This is a genomic window from Streptococcus sp. GS001 (genome assembly GCF_021595565.1).
Lineage (GTDB): Bacteria > Bacillota > Bacilli > Lactobacillales > Streptococcaceae > Streptococcus > Streptococcus xiaochunlingii.
Map to the genome: position 1 here is coordinate 444268 of NZ_JACSYJ010000001.1, position 19328 is coordinate 463595.

Genomic DNA, 19328 nt, shown 5'->3' on the forward strand with positions numbered 1-19328 from the left:
GGGATGCCGATTTGGTCGCAGTGGAAGTAGTGGGTTTGTTGTCGGCTTTCGCCGTCTTCGCTGATGTGGTTTAGATAGGAGAAATCTCTTTCGTGCGTACCACAATGCTCTACGTCAATACTCTACATCGGGATTGGAGGTTTCGTACGGGCTACGATTTGCTAATCAAAGTTAGAAATATATAATTCAGTTTACATATTACATATATATTTAGGCACATAATATTTCAAACAATTATTCTTCTTCTAAGACCATACGATTAAAACAGTCATACAAGTCTTCTCCGACTAAATACATATTTTGCATCTTTACTTCTTCAGGCATAGTTTCTCCAAAATCATCAAAATAATCTTCTTCATCCCATTCATTTTCATGATCCCAATAGAAAATTTGCCCAATTCTGTCTCCTTGAGTACATAGACAAATCAAATCACCAAATTCATTACTTGATATTGGTAGAAAATTATCTGGTATTCTATTTTTGTATTTTTCAAGCCTTTCACTAATTTGGGAGTTTTTTTGGTAGTTTATATTTTCACCATAAAAAAAACCTAAATCCCCACCACTCCATTCGATATTACCACCTACAGGAATATCGTCATCAGGATAACAATATTCAGGCAAATCACTATATGGGGTTAACTTAAACTCTTTTATAAATCCTGTCTCTCCACCAAATAATTCAAGATAATCCAAATAATCTGAAAATTCTTCTTTAGTAATATCTAAAAATTTTGACATTGATTTTCTAGATGTAGGAATCAGTGGTTCAAATGTAAACCTTTGAACTCCACCCATTTTCTCAACTAAACTCTTAATTTTCATTTTCATTATTCCTTTCAGTTATAATTTGTCAAATAATCAACATTTCTTATTAGGTCGTTTATCGCGTATCACACTTGCAGGACCAGTATGCCTAATGCCACTATGTAAATCTCTCGGTATTATTTGCGCCGTATTATTACTATAATGATGCAAAATCAGATTATTTCATGGAGCGCAATATATAAGGTTGTCTGAAATACAAAACAGTATTTGTGGGTACCGCACACATCCTACGTCAGGACTGAAGGTTTTGTGCAGGCTACGACTTACTTTACATCGTAATTGGAAGTTTCATTGGCTACAGTTCGATTACACCTCGATAAAACATTCAAAAAAATCAAAGTGATTTTTATCGAATGCAATTAATAACTTGCCTTCAGGAATTTTTTTCCCTGTCATACCTCCTATGCAAATTCCGAGGTTCTTAAAAAGAATATATTTTTTTCCTTCAATAAATTCTGAATCGATGGCTTTAAGGTCTTCAATTGAATTTTTAAATATATCAATATCTCCTAATATGGGATTAGAATCTTTTAAGCAATATCCATAAACCAGTTTATCGTTTTCATAAACTAACTCACAAGCATTCCTATATTCCACCTTATTATTCATAATATTATCTTCAACCATTCTTGCTGGTTTTCCATATTTTTCTTGTACTTCCTTAAGAGAAGTACCAAATACAAAATCACCAATTGATTCATATGGCTTAATCAAGTAGTTCATATTAACCCTTTCCAATATATTTACATTAATAAAATTAGGAACATTTACCAATAATTCTACGAAATATTGTTACCTGTTTCCTAGAGATAAATTGCTGCCGTTTAGTTTCTTAAATCATTCTCCCACATGGTTTTATATACGCCTTATATTCTATTTCAAAGGCAGCAGTATGATATAAAAACCCTTTCGTGTGCACATTTTTAACAAAATAAGATGAAGACCGTCTGAAAAACAGAAACCGCGTGCGTACTGCACACACACTACGTCAGGACTATAGGTTTTGTGTGGGCTACGACTTGTTACCAGGACTAATTATTGCATAATTTGTTGTTTTAATTTTTGGTCAAAAGAATTTTCCAGGAAGATCAAATCATCCTTGCTATACAATCCATTATCATTTTCTAATACTTTTTTATCAAACAATAAAATATTCTGTATTAAAGGATCATTTAGTGGTAATTCATTCTTATTTATAATATAAATAGCGGTTAACGCTTTAAAACGAAAAGCCTCTGGATAAAGTGATAAATATTTTAAAACTTCTTTGCTACCGGAATGGAAGGCCATAATGATTGGAATATGATTTTGCTGCAAATGCATTAATACATCTGGATAGATGTTTTTTGCATCATTCTCAGATTCAGGTAATTTAATGGCATCTCCATAAGGAAATGAGGTAATAGGGGGAGCTTTAAAAAAATGCGCCTGAGAGATAGATGGTTGTACAAATACTGAATCATATGGATTTGACGATTTATCATAAGGAGGAACATTTTGGGAGAAAAAATTTCCCATTTCAGAATTGTATGCATATAGGTGAAGTATGACCCCCTCAAAAGTACGAGAATTGCTAAAGGATATTTCACCATAGACATATTTTCCTTTTTTAAATTTAATCCTATCTTTTAGAAAATTAGCATCAGGAATATTTAAATTATTTTTTAAATATTCAATAAGACCTTGAATAAATTCTTTACTTTTCATAATTATCCTTCTTAAAATCAATCTTTGAATACTAAAGTCATAAAGCGAGCAACACCTTTGGAGGAACCCACATCCGTTTGCTTATCCTAATTTTTTGTTGAAACCATATATGCAGCCTTCGGACATCTCCCCAGCATTGTGCGGTTTTTTCAAATTGAATAGCTCTGATCTCTTTTGACCTTTCGTTAATCGTCTATATTATTTTTTACCTCAATAAAATAAATTTTTCCATCTTTCATTGCGACTATATCAGGCCGTATTCGTAGGTAAGATATAGAGTGAGAGTGAACGATAATGAGATTATTCAGACGACCTCGAAAAAGGATTGAGGCCGTCTGAGAATTGATTTTAGACGACCTTGATATTTTGTTGGGGCTCGATCTAACCTATGGTCTAAAAAAGGTCTTAAAGAGGCTTGTTACCTTTAAATATATTAAATCTTGATAGATTAGCTCCTTTTGATTGAATATGTTTTATAGCTAATTCAAGTTCATTAAATTCATTAAATTCTTCTATCTCATAATCTTCAGCCTGATCCAATTTATTTTTTGGTACTGTATAGTAATATGTGCTATAAGTTCCATTATTTTTCTTAATAGCAAATACTTGATAAACAACCTCTCCATCAATTTCAATAAGTTCATCATATCCTTTTGTTTGTAAATTAGTTAAATTTAACATATCTATTTTCCTATAATATCAATACGCACTTGTTTTCCATCTGGCCGTCTAAGATTTATATAAGGGTACTTTCCATGTCCTGTTCCTTGTGGATCATCCTGTCCTTTACACCGTCCTGTTGCTTTATCCATAGCATAATCTTTTCCTGATTCACAAACCAACCCACATCAGGCTCGTAATACCTGAAGAAGTTGTAATGTAGCCCCGTATCACGGTCGGCATACTGGTTTTGCAGGCGGAAGTGCTTGTATGCGCCATCAGTTACCTTGGTTTCGCTCTTTAGTTTGCTCCAACCGTAATAATCGCCGAACCACAGCAAAATTACCGTCCTTGTCGGTCATCTCTCTCGGGATGCCGATTTGATCGCAGTGGAAGTAGTGGGTTTTCAGACGGCCTCTATGTTAACTGTTAATGAGATTGTTAAAGAACCAATATTCCAGACGACTTCGAAAAAGGATTGAGGTCGTCTGAAAAGCAGAAACAGCATGATTACCGCACCCATGCTATGTTGGAATTGGAGGTTTCATGTAGGCTACGGCTTGCTGTAATCAATAACAGGAATTGGGTAGTTTTGAATTACATAGACATCATCAATATTACAAGTCTCATATATCCATTTATTCCAGTTATCTATTACCCATTGTCTATCTATTCCAGCAAAGTGATTTGATTCAGCTTCCTTTGGAAGTTTAATCAAAATCAATCCTGCTTTATGACCAGTAGATACAACAAGACCGAATTTTCTATTACTATCTGGAAATTCAACTAACATCAGATCAACATATTTTTCATGTGGATATGAACCTGGAAATCTAAAAACGGTACCATGCGCCAAATTACTATGATAATTTACTAATTTCTGCATCATTTAATCCTTATATCGTGTCCACCACTAGAATCTTGTTTACCTTTTTCATTTAAACACATATCAACTTCACCCATGTTTTTACCTTTCTTATTTAGTTTTTCAAACCTTCCATGTTGTGTATCTAAAGAATAAAAGTTTGTACCATCAGTATATATTGTCCTCTTTGGATTTAATCTTTCAATATTTTTTGCTCTTGTCCAACTACGAGAACTAGCTACTTGCTCCGCCATGCTTTTTATTTTTGCAACCCTTTCTCCTGGAGGTAATTTAACAAGAGAAGCTTCAAAATCTTTAACCGTTGTGCCACCTGGAAGCTTATCTTGATCTTTACCGCAAGGATCACATTTTGATAATCCCAATGAATCAATCCACTTTTGTGTATTCAGTGCAAACCGATAAAGGTTATCCCCACTCCACAACACAATTGGATCCTGATTCACAAACCGACCAGCATCAGGATCATAATACCTGAAGAAGTTGTAATGCAGTCCCGTTTCATGGTCGGCATATTGGTTTTGCAGGCGGAAGGGTTGGTATGCGCTATCCGTTACCTTGGTTTCCTCTTTCAGACGACCCCAGCCGGTGTAGTTGCCGAACCAAACCAGGTTGCCGTCTTTATCGGTCTTCTCTCTCGGGATGCCGATTTGGTCGCAGTGGAAGTAGTGGGTTTACTGGCGGCTTTCGCGTTCGAGGGAATCACGTTCTACGGTAGTGCGGCCGTAGTCGTCGTAGTCGTAGCGCACCAGTTCTTTTAGGTAGAGGTCGTCTGAAAAACAGAAACCGCGTGCATACTGTTCATACTCTATGCAATGATTGAAGGTAAGGTTTCAGCTAGCCACAGTTTACTAATATAATTTCTCAAGCAATTCTAAAAAATTATTTGCAATCATACCGACTTCTTCATCAATAGAATCAATATTATGATTAAAAAAACGAACTTTCCCATCTGAGGACAAAATAATACTATCTCCAGAAGGAGTGTTTGCAATTGGTAATCCATATTGCTGAAAATCGGAATATATATCAATAATCGAATTAAGTTTATAATCAGACTTAAAAGACAAAAAATGATCAATAACTATCTTATTACCTTTTATTCTAACCTTTGATGGAACCCCTCCATTATTTCTAAGTAAAAAATCAACATAATCTGTATCAACTTTAAAACCTAATTTATCTTGAAATTCAATAATATCTTCGATGCTAGGGTTGATTGAATTATATGCTTTACTTAGACTTTGTAAAGTCCTCTTATCTGGCAAAATTCCATAATTTTTCATCTGCTGTATGTCATCTGGGCTCAAACCAAATTTTTTAAATTTAATATTCACTTTTAAATCACTCCTATTGCTTATTACTAACTTGGTTAAGTTATTTAACACTTCCCTTTTCTTTTTCTCTTCCGTGTTTGATGTTGGGCCGCACTGCCTGTATGTTTCACAGAGTTATGTATGTCTTCAGGAAGCAGTCTCATCACCCCTCCTGTATCATGATGCCAAATAAAACCTGGAGGAGCTTCTGCACCAAAAGGATTATTTTTTCCAAAAGCCAATATATTTGCTTTCTTAAAATCTTTATAATCACTAACGGGTTTACCAATATTAAAGTTTTTCACATAGTAACGACTAAAATCAGGTAATCCAAACATATTAAATGGCACACCATGAGGATATTTTCCTCCTAGTTTCCCACTTAAATGATACGTAGTACCAGCATAACTGGAATTAATAGGATTTCGACCATTAATTTTAATGATGTGAGGTTTGGCAAATCGCAAACCTAACCAATCCACCCAAGCCTGCATATTCGGAGCAAACGAATAAAGATTTTCCCCACCCAACAACCCAATCGGATCCTGATCCACAAACCGACCCGCATCAGGCTCATAGTACCTGAAGAAGTTGTAATGCAGTCCGGTCTCTTCATCAAAGTATTAGTTTTGCAATCTGAACGTCTGATGGGCATTCTTGTAAACGCGCTCGTTCTTTTTCAGACGGCCTTTATCCTGACTAATGTTTCACAATCACTAGCGATATTTTATTCTAGGATCTTTAAACGTTCCTATAAATTTTAAGTCATTATAAAGTTTTTCTGGAACATCGGGTTTAAAAGTAGCGTTTGCATAATAATACAAAGAATTCCCTTCATTCACACCTTTTTCTTTAGATGCTCTTATAATTTCTTCTGTGGCTTTTTTCGAATGCGTACCAATTTCTTCAGCTAAAATTTCAATTGGAACAATCTCTCCGTTTTTGGTACGAAAAGCTACAAAAAAGTCTGAATCAATAAATGAAACCCCAAAATCTGCAAATGCTGGACATTGAGAATCTGAATCTTCCATTCCTTCAGTGTATTTATTAAATTCATCTAACGTCTTATTTGATGTTCCTATCCATACAGAAATCATATTTTTTGTATCTGAATCAAGCATTTTAATCGTCCTTTCTCAGTTATTGAAAATTTAATTTAAAATTTATTTCATTACAGAGGCCGTCTAATAAACCAAAAAAAGCCGCGTGCGTGCGTACCGCTCACACCCCACGTCGGGATTGGAGGTTTTGCAGGCTACGGCTTGCTAAGTTGAAACTGAAGGTTTTATGTTAATTATTAAGTGTTTTGAATAAAGAAAATACCTGCTTGACTTCCAGATAGAAGTTTTTTCTTAATATTTTGGTCATAATAAAAATAACCAATACCATTCTGAAAAATATGTAACTTTTTATCTATATCTTCTTCTAATAATTGCAAGCAAAAACTAAACATAGGAGAAGGATATATTATATCTTGTTCAAAATAAGGATTACCAAAAATCTTGGATACATCCAAGCCCATCCCATTGTCTTCAAAGAATAAATGTTCATCTTCATTGTATTTTGTATCAGCTTCTTTATCTACTTCATCAAGCCTTTCAAAAAATTTTCTTTCCAAAGAAATATTTCCTAAATCTTGCTTGTTGATAGCTTGTTCCCTTTCATAAAGGATAGCGCAACTAAAACCATCATTTAGTAAAATCAAATCATCCTGACTATTAACAGTATATTTAGATGAAATAGAGTCTTTTACTCCTCCCAGTACATGTTCCTCTATAGAAATAAAAACAGAGATATAATAATTTCTACGAGGGAATACATTTTCAGGTAAAAAGTCAGAATAAAGAGTAAATAGATGCGTTTGATAGGCATCAGAATTTGGAACTTTAGGCCATAATTCTAACGGAATATGTTCAGCTCCTCCTCCAATATAACCAATACTATGTGGTGTTTTAGAAGAAGTAAAAAGTAATTTTGACATTTAAATTTCCTTTTTGCTATAATTCATCAAATCCAATAAATTCATAATCATTTTGCTCCTTCCATTCCTTCAAAGTATAAAGAAAAGGTAAGGAGAACATTTCCAATATTTTTTCTTTTAAATTTTCTGAGACCAAAAGCGTTCCTGAATAATTATAATTGGTAGACAGCAAAATATCCTTATCTGAATTAGTATATGCCTCCAGTGAAAAATCATCTTCATCTAATGCTAAATCTGGGTAAACAATTTCATCCTCAATTTCCCAATCAACTATTCTTACCAAATAATAGACTTCATTTGTCAATAGCCCACCTTTTGTATTGACAATAATTGCCTTGCTCATACCAAAATCATGATCAAACCCATATTTTTTTATAAATTCCAAAAAGCGCGCTGACATGATAAAGAAATCATTATATGGAAGAAAATCAAAAGTAACACCTCTTGCTTTCTTTAAGCAGACATAAACCTTTTCAGGCATCGGAGGAATTTCTTGCCCCTTTACGAACCAACTCCATGGAAAGTCAAAATCAGGATGCGTTTTTTTAGGGTTGAATTCCTCTGATATCCCTAGGACTCCACTACTTACTCGTGGCAACCCCATTTTTCCTGCTTTATCCATACTTTGCAGAGCATATCCCCATACTAATAACTTTTTCATAATACCCTCTTAAGATAATCGTTTTGGTGAGTTGACAGATGAACATCCTCCAACAGATATGGGCTTACTCAAACGTTTTTTCAATCTGTCCGATTTTGTCGTAGACGTAATGGAGGACGTCGCTTCTTTGGTTAGAGCTTTGTATCTGGTTGCCAGGTCCACTCAGCTCCGTATTTTTTAAGTAAATCAAAGCTAGCTTGAGGTCCCATAGTACCAGCCTTGTAGTCATAAAGTGGAGCACCGTTTTCAGCCCAAAGCTTCTCAATACGGTCAATCAATTTCCATGATGCACTCACTTCATCCCAGTGGCTAAAGTTGGTTGAATTATTGTTCAAAACATCATAGATGAGTTTTTCATATGGGTCTGGTGAAGCACCTGTAGCAGTCGCATCTGTTCGATAGTCAAGCGAATTTGGCGCAAGGCTAAACTCTTCCCCTACCTTTTTACCGTTAAGACTGAGAGAGAATCCTTCAGTTGGCTGGATATAGATGGTAAGCACATTCGGTGCTAGTGGTTCACCGAAAATGGAATCCATTTGTTTGAAGACAATGTTCACGTGTGTTCCTTTTTCAGTTAGGCGTTTACCTGTACGGAAGAAGAATGGTACACCACGGAAGCGATCAGTATCTACAAAGAATGCACCTGAAGCAAAGGTTTCTGTCATTGATTCTGGGTTGACATTTGGTTCGCTACGGTATGAAATATATTTCATGCCATCAACTTTACCAGAACGATATTGGCCACGGATGAATTGTTCTTTGAGTTCCTCATCTGTAGGGTGGTAGAGGTTCTTAAATACCTTGATTTTCTCCGCACGAATGTCATCCTTGGTAAAGCTTGCAGGCTTATCCATAGCAAGGAGTGACAGAAGTTGGAGGGTATGGTTTTGAACCATATCACGAAGGGCACCAGATTCATCATAGTAGCCACCACGTTCTTCAACACCTAGACGCTCTGCAAAGGTAATCTGTACGTTATCGATGTGCTCACGATTCCAAACATTTTCAAAAATCATGTTGGCAAAGCGAATGGCAAAAATGCTCTGAATCATTTCCTTACCGAGATAGTGGTCAATACGATAGATTTGGTCTTCGTTAAAAGTAGCAAGGAGTTCTTCGTTTAGTTTGCTTGCAGTCTCATAATCTGTACCAAAAGGCTTCTCAACAATCAAACGTTCAAAGCCTTTACCGTCAACAATTTGCTCTGACTTGAGATGTTTGGCGATGGTACCAAAGAACTGAGGTGCCATTGAGAGGAAGAAAAGCTTGTTGTGTTCAGCTTGATATTTTTCATTTAACTCAGCCTGAAGCTTGCGTAATTCGATATAGTGCTCAGTGTCATTAACATCGTGGCTTTGATAGTAAAAATGACTGGCAAATGTTTGAGCTTCTTCTGCGCTATCAGCCAAGTCCAAAATAGATTCGACAACAACAGATTCGAAGTACTCTTTACTCCATGGTCTACGAGCAGTTCCAATAACAGCAAAATGATCAGATAGATTACCTGATTTGTAAAGTCTAAAAAGTGAAGGGTAGAGCTTGCGTTTAGCCAAATCTCCACTAGCACCGAAAATTGTTACAATAACTTTAGATGACATGATCATACCTATTTTCTAACTTGATAAACCATATTTTACCATAAAATTCAGATAATTTCCCTTTGAAAGTAAAAGTATTCGGACTTTCATTTTGCAGGTTAAATGTATGACGCTATAAAAAAAGGTTGGACCGAAAGGTCACAACCGAGAGATGTTTAACAGCCTTTAAAAGACCCGATAGACATAAGGATTCGTAGGTTTTTCTACTGAGTGGGCTTCTTTTATTTCTAGGATAGGAAGGGTTTGGCCAAGTTGTTTATGGTATTGGATCTTGAGAGTTCCAGTAGCCTGGACCCAGGTATTATCGTCATAGGTTTGGGAGGCTCCTTTGGTTAACAAACCATAGACTCCTGAGTCGGCGATACAGTGGATAATTCCAAAACGGAAAAGGAACTGACTGCCCGGATCCTGGGGATCCGTATAAATGAAGCCGGTTAAGGTAAAGGTTTTTCCAGCAAATTCATCTGGATAGTCGTAGATCACTTCCATGACTTCCATATAGTTTTCTGTCGTGATCTGGATATGATCTTGCTTGAGGTACTTCTTGGATGCAGCCCTCATCTCGGATTCATAAGCAGATTTGGTAAAATAACTGCTAGTATCTGGCTTGAGGTATTGGTTGGTTGTCCCCTCATCATTTTGAATATCTTTGGAAGAGCCAGCCGCGATGGGAAAATGATAGCCCTTGGCTGAAACCGTTTGGGAATCCAAGGTCACAGTCGGGAAGCCGATCCCTACAATCAAGGGAATCAGGAGCAGAAGAATACTCATGACCTTGGCTTTTTTACTGGCAAGGTGACTATGAACGGGCAGATTCTTCATCCAAATATAGAGCTGGACGACAGCCAAGAGGAAGGAAAGAATCATAGAGATATAGGCTAAATAGGAATAATGCATATTAATGTATTGGTTGAGCTTACCAGAAAGCTGCAAATACATAGTAATTTCGAAATAGCCTGCTAAAATGAGAAATCGAATCATAGAACCACCCCCACAAACCAAGCATAAACCAAGACAACGAGACTGACGATGCTAATGAATTGGACAATAAAGCGATTGGTCAGATAATTCTTCATCATCAAGAGGTTCTTGACGTCTAACATAGGTCCGATAACCAGAAAGGCTAAAACGGGAGCTAAGCCAAAACTCGAGAGAAGGGAGGATCCGATAAAGGCGTCCGCCTCACTACACAAGGAGAGGAGGAAGGAGAGAAGCATAAGGAGGAGAATGGCTAGGAGTGGCGTCGCTGAAATAGAAGTAAGCACGCGAGTTGGCACATAAACCTGAACCACACTGGCAAATAAACAACCGAAGACCAGATAGCGTCCAGTATCGAAAAACTCGTCAATGGCCTGCACAAATACTTGGAAGAAGCGTTGGCCGGCAGATAGTTTTGAAAAGTCATGAAGATGGACTTCCTTGCGGTTGGCCCGTTGAATAGAAGCTGTTTGGAAAAATCCTAGGAAAATCCCCAGAACAGTCGCTACCAGGATAGAGCCGATCGCTCGTAAGAGAGCCATTTGAATAGAATTGCCAAAGGCAGAATAAGTGGCAAAGAGGACAATGGGGTTAATAACCGGGGCTGTCACTAGAAAGGGCACAGCTGTATAGCTAGGCACCTTCTTCTCTAAAAAGCGATTGATGATGGGGACGATACCACACTCACAGGAAGGGAAAATAAAGCCAATCAAGGTCCCAAACAGAATTCTCCCCCATTTATTTTTGGGAAGGGCTCGGTAGACTTTTTCAGGGGTGATGTAGACATCAATCGCCCCTGAAATGATACTTCCAATTAAAACAAAGGGAAGGGCTTCAATCATAATCGAAAGAAAAATCGCTCCAGCCTGAAGGACACTGGTTGGCAACTGTTGGAAGAAACTCATTTGTTAGAATCCTTCTGCACGTTTTCCCCTGCAGTTTCATTCTTCTTGTCATCTGGTAAAGTGACTTGAGGGGGATCTGGGAAGACAGCAAATTCCTCAAAGAGTTTGTCTAAATCGTCTGTTTTTGAAAATTTAATCGCCATGATAGGTCTCCTTTTCTTTTTTTCTCATTATATCAAATTCTCAAAAAAGAGGGGAAAATCAAGTCCAAAAGTAAGATGAAAAAGCAGTATAGAAGGCCTTCTATGGTATAATAGAAGCTATGGAAAAATATGAAAAAATAGCCCAAGAATTGGGTGTCAGTCTCAAACAAATTGATACTGTTTTGACCTTAACAGCAGAGGGATCCACCATCCCCTTTATCGCTCGGTATCGGAAAGATGCTACGGGTAATTTAGATGAAGTAGCCATCAAAGCTATTATCGACATGGACAAGTCTTTAACAGCCTTAGCCGATCGGAAAGAAACTATTCTCGCTAAGATTGAAGAGCTTGGGAAACTGACCCCAGCCTTAAAAGAAGCGATTGAGCAAGCTGAAAAATTGGCGGATGTGGAAGAATTGTATCTTCCCTATAAGGAAAAACGCCGGACCAAGGCAACCATTGCGCGTGAGGCAGGACTTTTCCCACTTGCTCGGATGATTCTGCAAGATCAAAAGAACTTGGAAACAGTAGCAGAAGAATTCCTATCTGAAGGATTTCCAACTGTAAAGGATGCAATCTCTGGTGCTATCGATATCTTGGTCGAAGCCATTGCAGAAGATCCACAATTGCGCAACCTTACCTACCAGGAGATTCGCAAACACTCCTTGATCACCTCTAGTCTCAAGGATGAAAGCAAAGACGAGAAGCAAGTCTTCCAAATCTATTATGATTTTTCTGAGAAGATTGCAAACATGCAGGGCTACCGAACCCTGGCCTTAAACCGTGGAGAGAAATTAGGGGTATTAAAAGTTGGATTTGAGCATCCTGTAGACCGTTTGATTCGTCACTTTGAAGCCCGATTTAAATCGAAGAATAGCTATATTGAAGAAGTCATTAACCAAGCCCTGAAAAAGAAAATGCTACCAGCTATGGAGCGTCGAATTCGGACAGAACTGACAGAAGTGGCAGAAGATGGAGCCATTCAGCTTTTCTCTGAAAATCTTCGACACCTCTTGCTGATTGCTCCCCTCAAGGGGCGCGTGGTTTTGGGATTTGACCCAGCTTTTCGGACAGGAGCTAAATTAGCTGTTGTCGATCAGACAGGAAAGATGTTGACCACCCAGGTGATTTACCCTGTTGCGCCGGCTAAACCAGCACAAATTGAAGCAGCCAAAGAAGAACTGAAACGGCTGATTCGTCAATACGGCGTGGAAATCATTGCGATCGGGAACGGGACGGCTAGTCGAGAGAGCGAAGCCTTTGTTGCGGAAGTTCTCAAGGAAGTTCCAAATGTCAGCTATGTCATTGTGAACGAGAGCGGGGCATCTGTCTATTCAGCTAGTGAATTGGCTCGCCATGAGTTTCCAGAACTGACAGTTGAAAAGCGTTCAGCCATCTCCATTGCCCGTCGTTTGCAGGATCCACTGGCTGAGTTGGTTAAGATTGATCCAAAATCTATCGGAGTCGGCCAGTACCAGCATGATGTCAGCCAGAAGAAATTATCTGAAAGCCTTGATTTTGTAGTTGATACCGTGGTAAACCAAGTCGGAGTTAATATTAACACTGCTAGTCCAGCCCTCTTGTCCCACGTGGCTGGTCTCAATAAAACCATTTCTGAGAACATCGTGAAGTACAGGGAAGAAGAAGGGTTGATCACTTCTCGGGCACAGATTAAAAAGGTTCCTCGTCTGGGAGCCAAGGCTTTTGAACAAGCAGCTGGTTTCTTACGGATTCCAGAAAGTGAGAATTTCCTCGATCGGACAGGGGTCCATCCAGAAAGTTACCCTGCAGTGAAGAAGCTCTTTACCTTACTAGGGATTCGGGAAATGGATGAAGAGGCCCAAGCTAAATTGAAACAAATTGACACGGTTTCTATGGCCCAGGAACTTGAAATTGGCCCTGAAACCTTGAAAGATATTGTCGCAGATCTTCTCAAACCAGGTCGCGATTTACGTGATTCTTTTGATGCTCCTGTCCTTCGTCAGGATGTTCTTGATTTGAAAGACTTGAAGATTGGTCAAAAACTAGAAGGAGTTGTCCGCAATGTTGTTGACTTTGGAGCCTTTGTCGATATTGGGATTCATGAAGATGGTTTGATCCACATTTCACAGATGAGTCAGCAATTTATCAAGCATCCAAGTCAAGTTGTTTCAGTTGGTGATCTAGTGACCGTTTGGGTCTACAAGATTGATTTAGAACGGGAAAAGGTAAATCTTTCCCTCTTGGCACCACATGAATCTGACTAAATACGTTCAAGAAGTGTCGCTGGAAGATTTTGGTCGCCCATTTCTTCACCAAGCCATCTGGAATCCTCGCTTGCGTTCGACTGGCGGTCGTTTTTTTCCAAAAGATGGCCATCTGGATTTCAATCCCAGAATCCTAGAAAGATTTGGCTGGGAAATTTTTCGAAAGATTGTCCGCCATGAGTTGTGTCACTACCATCTCTACTATATGAAAAAGGGCTATCGCCATCAGGATCAAGATTTCAAGGCCTTGCTCAAAAAGGTAGACGGCTTGCGGTATGCCCCTTCAGTTGATAAGGGAAACTATAAGATTTATATTTGTACGAGCTGTGGGCAAGAATTCAGGAGAAAGCGGCAGATTGATCTGCAAAAGTACCGCTGTGGGCGGTGTCGAGGACTACTTAAGTATCAAGGGACAATTGATCCAGGAAATCGGCCTTGAGTCGGATGACAGTGACTTGATTTCGGGATATACTGTTCTAAAATAATAGGAGGTAGGCCCTTGAATCCAACTTTTTATAAATTACGTCGAGGCAGAATCGTTTTCGGAGTATTTGCTGGACTAGCGGATCGATTTGGGCTCGATGCAAACCTATTGCGTTTTCTCTTTGTGCTCTTTAGTATCTTTCATGCTTATGGGCTTGTAGGCTTGGCTATTTATTGCCTGTGTGCCTTCTCCTTGCCGTATAAAGAAGACCTTGAAAGAGAAAAGTATGGCCTCGGACCTCGTAAACGGAAGGATGCACAAGTAATCAAAGACGATGATCCATTCTTTTAAAGAATTTTCATGAATCGAATAAGAATGTGGAGAAGGGCTTGGCCTTTCTCCATCTTTGTTTTTTTAACTAAAAAAGAGGACGATGGAAAAATGGGATAACAAGGATAAAGAGAAACATCAAAGAGTACTGGAATAAGTGTGAGAATAATAGCATCAGTTTCGATACCAAAAAAAGATGCTTGAGCAAGTCTTACCTGGGATAATTTGCTATAATAGTAAGAGAAAACAAAAAGGGAGAAGCCTATGGCAATAACAGTCCGAGATTTAATTGATAAGCTTCGTTTGAAGGTTGTGTACGGCAATGAAAGCCTATTTGAAAAAGAAATCACAACGGCAGATATTTCACGTCCTGGACTTGAAATGACAGGATATTTTGATTACTATACTCCAGAACGAATTCAATTGGTTGGGATGAAAGAGTGGTCTTACCTCATCAAAATGACCTCCCACAATCGTCACCAAGTTTTGAGAAAGATGTTCCAGCCGGAAACACCGGTACTCATCATCGCGCGGGATCTAGAGGTTCCCGAAGAAATGCTTCTCGCCGCTGAGGAAAAGCAAATCGCTATTCTCAGCAGTCGCGTTCCCACTAGTCGATTGTCTGGTGAACTATCAAGCTACCTAGATTCTCTCCTTGCGGAAAGAACCAGTGTCCATGGTGTCTTGATGGATATCTATGGTATGGGGGTTCTGATCCAAGGAGATAGCGGAATCGGGAAGAGTGAGACTGGGTTAGAGCTAGTCAAACGAGGCCATCGTTTGGTAGCAGACGACCGGGTAGATGTCTTCGCCCGTGATGAGATGACCTTGTGGGGTGAGCCTGCTGAAATTCTACGCCATCTGCTAGAGATTCGGGGAGTAGGGATCATTGATGTTATGAGTCTCTATGGTGCCAGTGCTGTGAAGGATTCTTCACAGGTTCAAATCGCTGTCTACTTGGAAAACTACACTAAGGAACAAACCTACGATCGTCTTGGCAATAATGCAGAAGAAATTGAGTTCTGTGGAGTGACTATTCCAAGAATTCGCATCCCTGTTAAGACAGGTCGCAATATTTCCGTTGTCATTGAAGCAGCCGCGATGAACTACCGCGCCAAAGAAATGGGATATGATGCTACTAAAACCTTTGAAGATCGATTGACCCAGTTGATTGATCAGAATGAGGTGAAAGTATGAATCCAGTAGCCATTCAACTTGGTCCCTTTAGCATTCGCTGGTATGCGATTTGTATCGTCCTCGGTCTCCTTTTGGCAGTCATCCTGTCCATGAAAGAAGCCCCTCGTAAAGGGATAGAGTCAGACGATATTATTGATTTCATTCTGATTGCTTTTCCAGTAGCGATCATAGGGGCCCGTCTTTACTATGTTATCTTTCAATGGTCTTATTACAGGGAACACCCAGGAGAGATTTTTGCCGTATGGAACGGTGGGATCGCTATCTATGGTGGACTCCTGGCAGGGGCTCTAGTCCTCTACCTATTTTCACGCAGTCGTTTGATTGATCCGGTTGATTTTTTAGATATCGCTGCACCGAGTGTCATGATAGCTCAAAGTATTGGCCGTTGGGGTAATTTTGTTAACCAAGAAGCCTACGGAGCCATTGTTAAGAATTTAGATTATTTACCTTCTTTCATTCGGAATCAGATGTTTATTGATGGACATTACCGTCAACCGACCTTCTTATATGAATCTTGTTGGAACTTGCTTGGTTTTGTGCTGATTCTCTACTTGCGTCGTCGTCCGAAACTTTTGAGAAAGGGCGAAATTACTGCTTTCTATCTGATCTGGTATGGCTTTGGTCGAATGATTATTGAAGGAATGCGGACAGATAGCTTGATGTTTTTGGGAATTCGAGTTTCACAATGGCTTTCCCTCATCCTCATCCTACTTGGAATCAGCATCATGATCTATCAACGAAAAAAGAATGCACCATTTTATAGAACGGAAATAGATTAAGGAGAAAAGAAATGTTTATTGAAATTGCCTATGGGCTTTTAGGGTTAGCTTTAGTAGTTTTGGTCATCTACTTGATTATCTTGTTTTCAAAGATTGGAAAAGTTGTAGATGAGACTCAGGTAACGATTAAGACCTTGACATCAGATGTGAATGTAACTCTACACCAAACCAATGAGTTGTTAGCAAAAGTGAATGTTTTGACAGAAGATTTGAATCAAAAAGTTGCAACCATTGATCCACTCTTCACTGCAGTGGCAGATTTGTCTGTATCTGTATCAGATCTGAATGATCAAGCGCGTCAGATTAGCAAAAAAGCTGTCGTAGTTGGTGGAAAGACCGTTAAAACATCTGTCGGATTAAAAGCAGCTCGCATGGCTATGAAATTATTTAAATAAGAAAAGAGGTACCTTATGGGACGTTTATCATCATTGTTAATTGGAACGATCACTGGCGCATCTGTTGCCTACTTCCTAACAACAGAAAAAGGGAAAGAGTTGACTGGGAAAGTCAAAGGTTTTGTAAAAGAATACCAAGAGAATCCACAAGAAGTTCATGATTCTGTGAAACAATCTGCAATGGAGTTATCCAAGCAAGCGTCAGACGCTATTCAGCAAACCAAAGAAAAAGTTGAAAGTGGCGAGATCAACAAAGACACTGTTATCGAGACAGTGAAAGATAAGACGCAGGATGTGGTAGAATTTTCACAAGATGCTATCCAAACGATTAAGGAAAAAATCCAGCAAAAGACCGGCAATCAAGCAAGTCCTTTCCAGCCTAAACAGGAAAAAGAAAGTGAAGAGATTGTCCTTGAATTAGAAGAAGAAACAGCTCTTCCAGAAGTGGAAGAAGAGATCAAAGAAACAGCTGTAGAAGAAGAATAAAATAATCCCTCACCAATGGTGAGGGATTCAGATTGAAGATAAAGTCTTCTGAAAAACTTTTCTTAGGTGAGTACGGACGTCAGCGAACTTCGAAGAAGTTCCATGACTTAGTTTTGAGCCTAAGGTCTCAAAACTCCCGAGTGCCTGAAACAACTTAGTTTCAGGCACTTTTCTCACAGCGGAAAGTTATTAATCTTCTCAAATGGCTAAAAAAGTAAAAGTCATTTTTTGAAAATCGTCTAGCTGTTTTATGTGACACAATGGTTAGTCCACATTCAAAAATCTCTCACCATTGGTGAGGGATTTCTCTTATACAATGAAAAACGAGGATGGGAAATGCCAAAAAGCCTCCCGAAGGAGGCTAAAAATGTAATCTTAGTCCTGTTTCCGTTTTAACTGGAAAATGCGGAAAGCTTGGATACTTCCCAAACTACAAGCAATTGCTGAGGCAAAAGCAAAGAAGGTATTCATCTTCATTGATAAAAAGACGAAACTAAATAAAACAGTTAAGACACAAAACACAGCAATATTAAGGAAAAATAGTAGCTCACTTAATTGCGGAGCTGGTTCAGTATCAAGGTTAAAATCATAATTAGTTGTTGTATTCTCTTGTTGAAGAGGGACTTCGACATAGTCGTATTCTTCAACAACTCTAAGTTTTCTTGCGAGCATATTTCTCTCTCCTAACAGTACTCTATTATTTTAACACGTTTTCATGCATAGAAATGTTACAAAACTGTTACAATTTTTACAAAATTAAGAAATTTAGAGAGCAAAATGACTTTTTTGGTATAATAGTTTTCATGAAAAAGATAATTATTACAGCTACAGCTGAAAGTATTGAACAGGTTCAAGCCCTTCTGGAAGTAGGTGTGGACCGTATTTATGTCGGAGAAAAGGAATTTGGATTACGACTTCCTCATACTTTCTCGTATGACGAATTAAGTCGAATTTCTGAACTGGTCCATGCCGCAGGTAAGGAAATGACAGTGGCTGTCAATGCCTTGATGCACCAAGACATGATGGATCGTATCAAACCATTTTTAGATTTCCTTGCTTCGATTAACGTCGATTATATCACGGTGGGAGATGCAGGCGTCTTTTATGTATTGAAGCGGGATGGCTATAACTTTAAAACCATTTATGATGCTTCTACCATGGTGACAAGTAGCCGTCAGATCAATTTTTGGGGACAGAAGGCTGGTGTTTCTGAAGCTGTTCTTGCTCGAGAAATCCCATCTGCAGAGCTTTTCAAGATGCCAGAAATTTTAGAGATTCCTGCTGAAGTATTGGTTTATGGGGCCAGTGTGATTCACCATTCTAAACGTCCTCTTCTACAAAATTATTATAATTTTACTCATATCGATGATGAAAAGACGAGAGAGCGTGATCTCTTTTTGGCAGAACCAGGAGATCCAGAAAGCCACTATTCTATCTTTGAGGACAAGCATGGAACTCATATTTTTGCCAATAATGACCTGGATTTGATGACCAAACTCTCTGAGTTAGTCGAGCATGGTTTTACTCACTGGAAGTTAGAGGGGATTTATACACCTGGTCAAAACTTTGTGGAAATTGCCAAGTGTTTTGTGAAAGCACGTGAGCTTCTAGAAGCTGGGACTTTCACATCTGATCAAGCCTTCTTATTGGATGAGCAGATTCACCAATTGCATCCTAAGAATCGTTTCCTTGACACTGGATTTTATGATTACGATCCAGACATGGTTAAATAAAGGAGAAAAGCCTGCCAAGAGTGCGGGCCTTCCTTTTTGGTGATGGTAAAGAATGAGAATTGTCAAAACAATTCCCAA

Annotated in this window: 26 protein-coding genes and 1 pseudogene; 8 read left to right on the top strand and 19 right to left on the bottom strand. The window is 38.6% G+C overall.

The window, feature by feature from the left end; all coding sequences use genetic code 11:
* Window positions 1–234: 234 nt before the first annotated feature.
* The 18 genes and pseudogenes from H8S88_RS02260 to H8S88_RS02340 all read right to left on the bottom strand — a co-directional run bounded on the left by H8S88_RS02260 (window position 235) and on the right by H8S88_RS02340 (window position 11660).
* Window positions 235–825, bottom strand: coding sequence for an SMI1/KNR4 family protein (locus H8S88_RS02260; protein ID WP_125336023.1), 591 nt, complete (start codon window positions 823–825; stop codon window positions 235–237).
* 309 nt (window positions 826–1134) lie between these two features.
* Window positions 1135–1551 carry a CTP synthase gene (locus H8S88_RS02265; RefSeq protein WP_125336021.1) on the bottom strand — a complete coding sequence of 139 codons (417 nt, stop codon included), beginning with the start codon at window positions 1549–1551 and terminating at the stop codon, window positions 1135–1137.
* A 312-nt stretch (window positions 1552–1863) separates the two neighbouring features.
* Window positions 1864–2535, bottom strand: a complete 672-nt coding sequence (locus H8S88_RS02270; RefSeq protein ID WP_125336019.1) for a growth inhibitor PemK — start codon at window positions 2533–2535, stop codon at window positions 1864–1866.
* A gap of 405 nt (window positions 2536–2940) precedes the next feature.
* Window positions 2941–3216 (bottom strand): hypothetical protein, encoded by a 276-nt coding sequence (locus H8S88_RS02275; RefSeq protein WP_070608479.1) that lies wholly within the window; start codon window positions 3214–3216, stop codon window positions 2941–2943.
* Between the two features lie 55 nt (window positions 3217–3271).
* A complete protein-coding gene (locus tag H8S88_RS02280; protein WP_185761535.1) occupies window positions 3272–3535 on the bottom strand; it encodes an RHS repeat-associated core domain-containing protein in 264 nt (87 codons plus the stop codon).
* A complete protein-coding gene (locus H8S88_RS09840; RefSeq protein ID WP_125336037.1) occupies window positions 3474–3605 on the bottom strand; it encodes an RHS domain-containing protein in 132 nt (43 codons plus the stop codon). Before H8S88_RS09840 ends, H8S88_RS02280 begins: the two co-directional genes overlap by 62 nt.
* A 143-nt stretch (window positions 3606–3748) precedes the next feature.
* Complete coding sequence (gene imm45 / locus H8S88_RS02290) at window positions 3749–4081, bottom strand: Imm45 family immunity protein (protein WP_236127884.1); 333 nt, start codon at window positions 4079–4081, stop codon at window positions 3749–3751.
* Complete coding sequence (locus H8S88_RS02295) at window positions 4081–4728, bottom strand: RHS repeat domain-containing protein (RefSeq protein ID WP_329605522.1); 648 nt, start codon at window positions 4726–4728, stop codon at window positions 4081–4083. Before H8S88_RS02295 ends, imm45 begins: the two co-directional genes overlap by 1 nt.
* 201 nt (window positions 4729–4929) lie before the next feature.
* Window positions 4930–5415: an SMI1/KNR4 family protein gene (locus H8S88_RS02300; protein ID WP_125336013.1), complete on the bottom strand. Its 486-nt coding sequence runs from the start codon at window positions 5413–5415 to the stop codon at window positions 4930–4932.
* A 44-nt stretch (window positions 5416–5459) separates the two neighbouring features.
* Window positions 5460–5888 (bottom strand): HNH endonuclease, encoded by a 429-nt coding sequence (locus tag H8S88_RS09890; RefSeq protein WP_185761536.1) that lies wholly within the window; start codon window positions 5886–5888, stop codon window positions 5460–5462.
* Window positions 5871–6005: pseudogene (locus H8S88_RS09850) on the bottom strand (RHS repeat-associated core domain-containing protein); the annotation flags it as partial. The gene H8S88_RS09890 and the pseudogene H8S88_RS09850, both read right to left, overlap by 18 nt.
* A 105-nt stretch (window positions 6006–6110) precedes the next feature.
* On the bottom strand, window positions 6111–6515 hold the full coding sequence (locus H8S88_RS02310) for an immunity 22 family protein (protein WP_236127885.1): 405 nt from the start codon (window positions 6513–6515) through the stop codon (window positions 6111–6113).
* Between the two features lie 176 nt (window positions 6516–6691).
* A complete protein-coding gene (locus H8S88_RS02315; protein WP_125336009.1) occupies window positions 6692–7375 on the bottom strand; it encodes a hypothetical protein in 684 nt (227 codons plus the stop codon).
* 16 nt (window positions 7376–7391) lie between these two features.
* Window positions 7392–8036: an Imm43 family immunity protein gene (locus tag H8S88_RS02320; RefSeq protein WP_125336007.1), complete on the bottom strand. Its 645-nt coding sequence runs from the start codon at window positions 8034–8036 to the stop codon at window positions 7392–7394.
* Window positions 8037–8167: 131 nt separating this feature from the next.
* Window positions 8168–9634, bottom strand: coding sequence for a glucose-6-phosphate dehydrogenase (zwf, locus tag H8S88_RS02325; protein WP_125336005.1), 1467 nt, complete (start codon window positions 9632–9634; stop codon window positions 8168–8170).
* Between the two features lie 165 nt (window positions 9635–9799).
* A complete protein-coding gene (locus H8S88_RS02330; protein WP_048789332.1) occupies window positions 9800–10615 on the bottom strand; it encodes a TIGR03943 family putative permease subunit in 816 nt (271 codons plus the stop codon).
* Window positions 10612–11517: a permease gene (locus H8S88_RS02335; protein ID WP_023023898.1), complete on the bottom strand. Its 906-nt coding sequence runs from the start codon at window positions 11515–11517 to the stop codon at window positions 10612–10614. Before H8S88_RS02335 ends, H8S88_RS02330 begins: the two co-directional genes overlap by 4 nt.
* On the bottom strand, window positions 11514–11660 hold the full coding sequence (locus H8S88_RS02340) for an SPJ_0845 family protein (RefSeq protein ID WP_185761534.1): 147 nt from the start codon (window positions 11658–11660) through the stop codon (window positions 11514–11516). The genes H8S88_RS02335 and H8S88_RS02340 overlap by 4 nt, the downstream gene beginning before the upstream one ends.
* A 119-nt stretch (window positions 11661–11779) precedes the next feature.
* Between H8S88_RS02340 and H8S88_RS02345 the strand changes: the two genes are divergently transcribed.
* The 7 genes from H8S88_RS02345 to H8S88_RS02375 all read left to right on the top strand — a co-directional run bounded on the left by H8S88_RS02345 (window position 11780) and on the right by H8S88_RS02375 (window position 17517).
* Window positions 11780–13906 (top strand): Tex family protein, encoded by a 2127-nt coding sequence (locus H8S88_RS02345; RefSeq protein ID WP_048789333.1) that lies wholly within the window; start codon window positions 11780–11782, stop codon window positions 13904–13906.
* Window positions 13893–14345, top strand: a complete 453-nt coding sequence (locus tag H8S88_RS02350; protein ID WP_048689506.1) for a SprT family protein — start codon at window positions 13893–13895, stop codon at window positions 14343–14345. The genes H8S88_RS02345 and H8S88_RS02350 overlap by 14 nt, the downstream gene beginning before the upstream one ends.
* A gap of 60 nt (window positions 14346–14405) precedes the next feature.
* Window positions 14406–14681 (top strand): PspC domain-containing protein, encoded by a 276-nt coding sequence (locus H8S88_RS02355; RefSeq protein ID WP_048689503.1) that lies wholly within the window; start codon window positions 14406–14408, stop codon window positions 14679–14681.
* A gap of 243 nt (window positions 14682–14924) precedes the next feature.
* Window positions 14925–15857 carry an HPr(Ser) kinase/phosphatase gene (hprK, locus tag H8S88_RS02360; RefSeq protein ID WP_048689500.1) on the top strand — a complete coding sequence of 311 codons (933 nt, stop codon included), beginning with the start codon at window positions 14925–14927 and terminating at the stop codon, window positions 15855–15857.
* On the top strand, window positions 15854–16636 hold the full coding sequence (lgt, locus tag H8S88_RS02365) for a prolipoprotein diacylglyceryl transferase (protein WP_048717396.1): 783 nt from the start codon (window positions 15854–15856) through the stop codon (window positions 16634–16636). The genes hprK and lgt overlap by 4 nt, the downstream gene beginning before the upstream one ends.
* A gap of 11 nt (window positions 16637–16647) precedes the next feature.
* Complete coding sequence (locus H8S88_RS02370; protein ID WP_006595909.1) at window positions 16648–17031, top strand: DUF948 domain-containing protein; 384 nt, start codon at window positions 16648–16650, stop codon at window positions 17029–17031.
* A gap of 15 nt (window positions 17032–17046) precedes the next feature.
* The gene (locus H8S88_RS02375; RefSeq protein ID WP_048789334.1) at window positions 17047–17517 is read left to right on the top strand and encodes a YtxH domain-containing protein; all 471 of its coding nucleotides are present in this window, start codon (window positions 17047–17049) and stop codon (window positions 17515–17517) included.
* A gap of 375 nt (window positions 17518–17892) precedes the next feature.
* On the opposite strand, the gene H8S88_RS02380 is transcribed toward H8S88_RS02375, so the two are convergent.
* A complete protein-coding gene (locus H8S88_RS02380) occupies window positions 17893–18189 on the bottom strand; it encodes a DUF3270 family protein (protein WP_125336003.1) in 297 nt (98 codons plus the stop codon).
* A 131-nt stretch (window positions 18190–18320) separates the two neighbouring features.
* Between H8S88_RS02380 and H8S88_RS02385 the strand changes: the two genes are divergently transcribed.
* Window positions 18321–19250, top strand: a complete 930-nt coding sequence (locus tag H8S88_RS02385; RefSeq protein ID WP_125336001.1) for a peptidase U32 family protein — start codon at window positions 18321–18323, stop codon at window positions 19248–19250.
* Window positions 19251–19328: the final 78 nt, after the last annotated feature.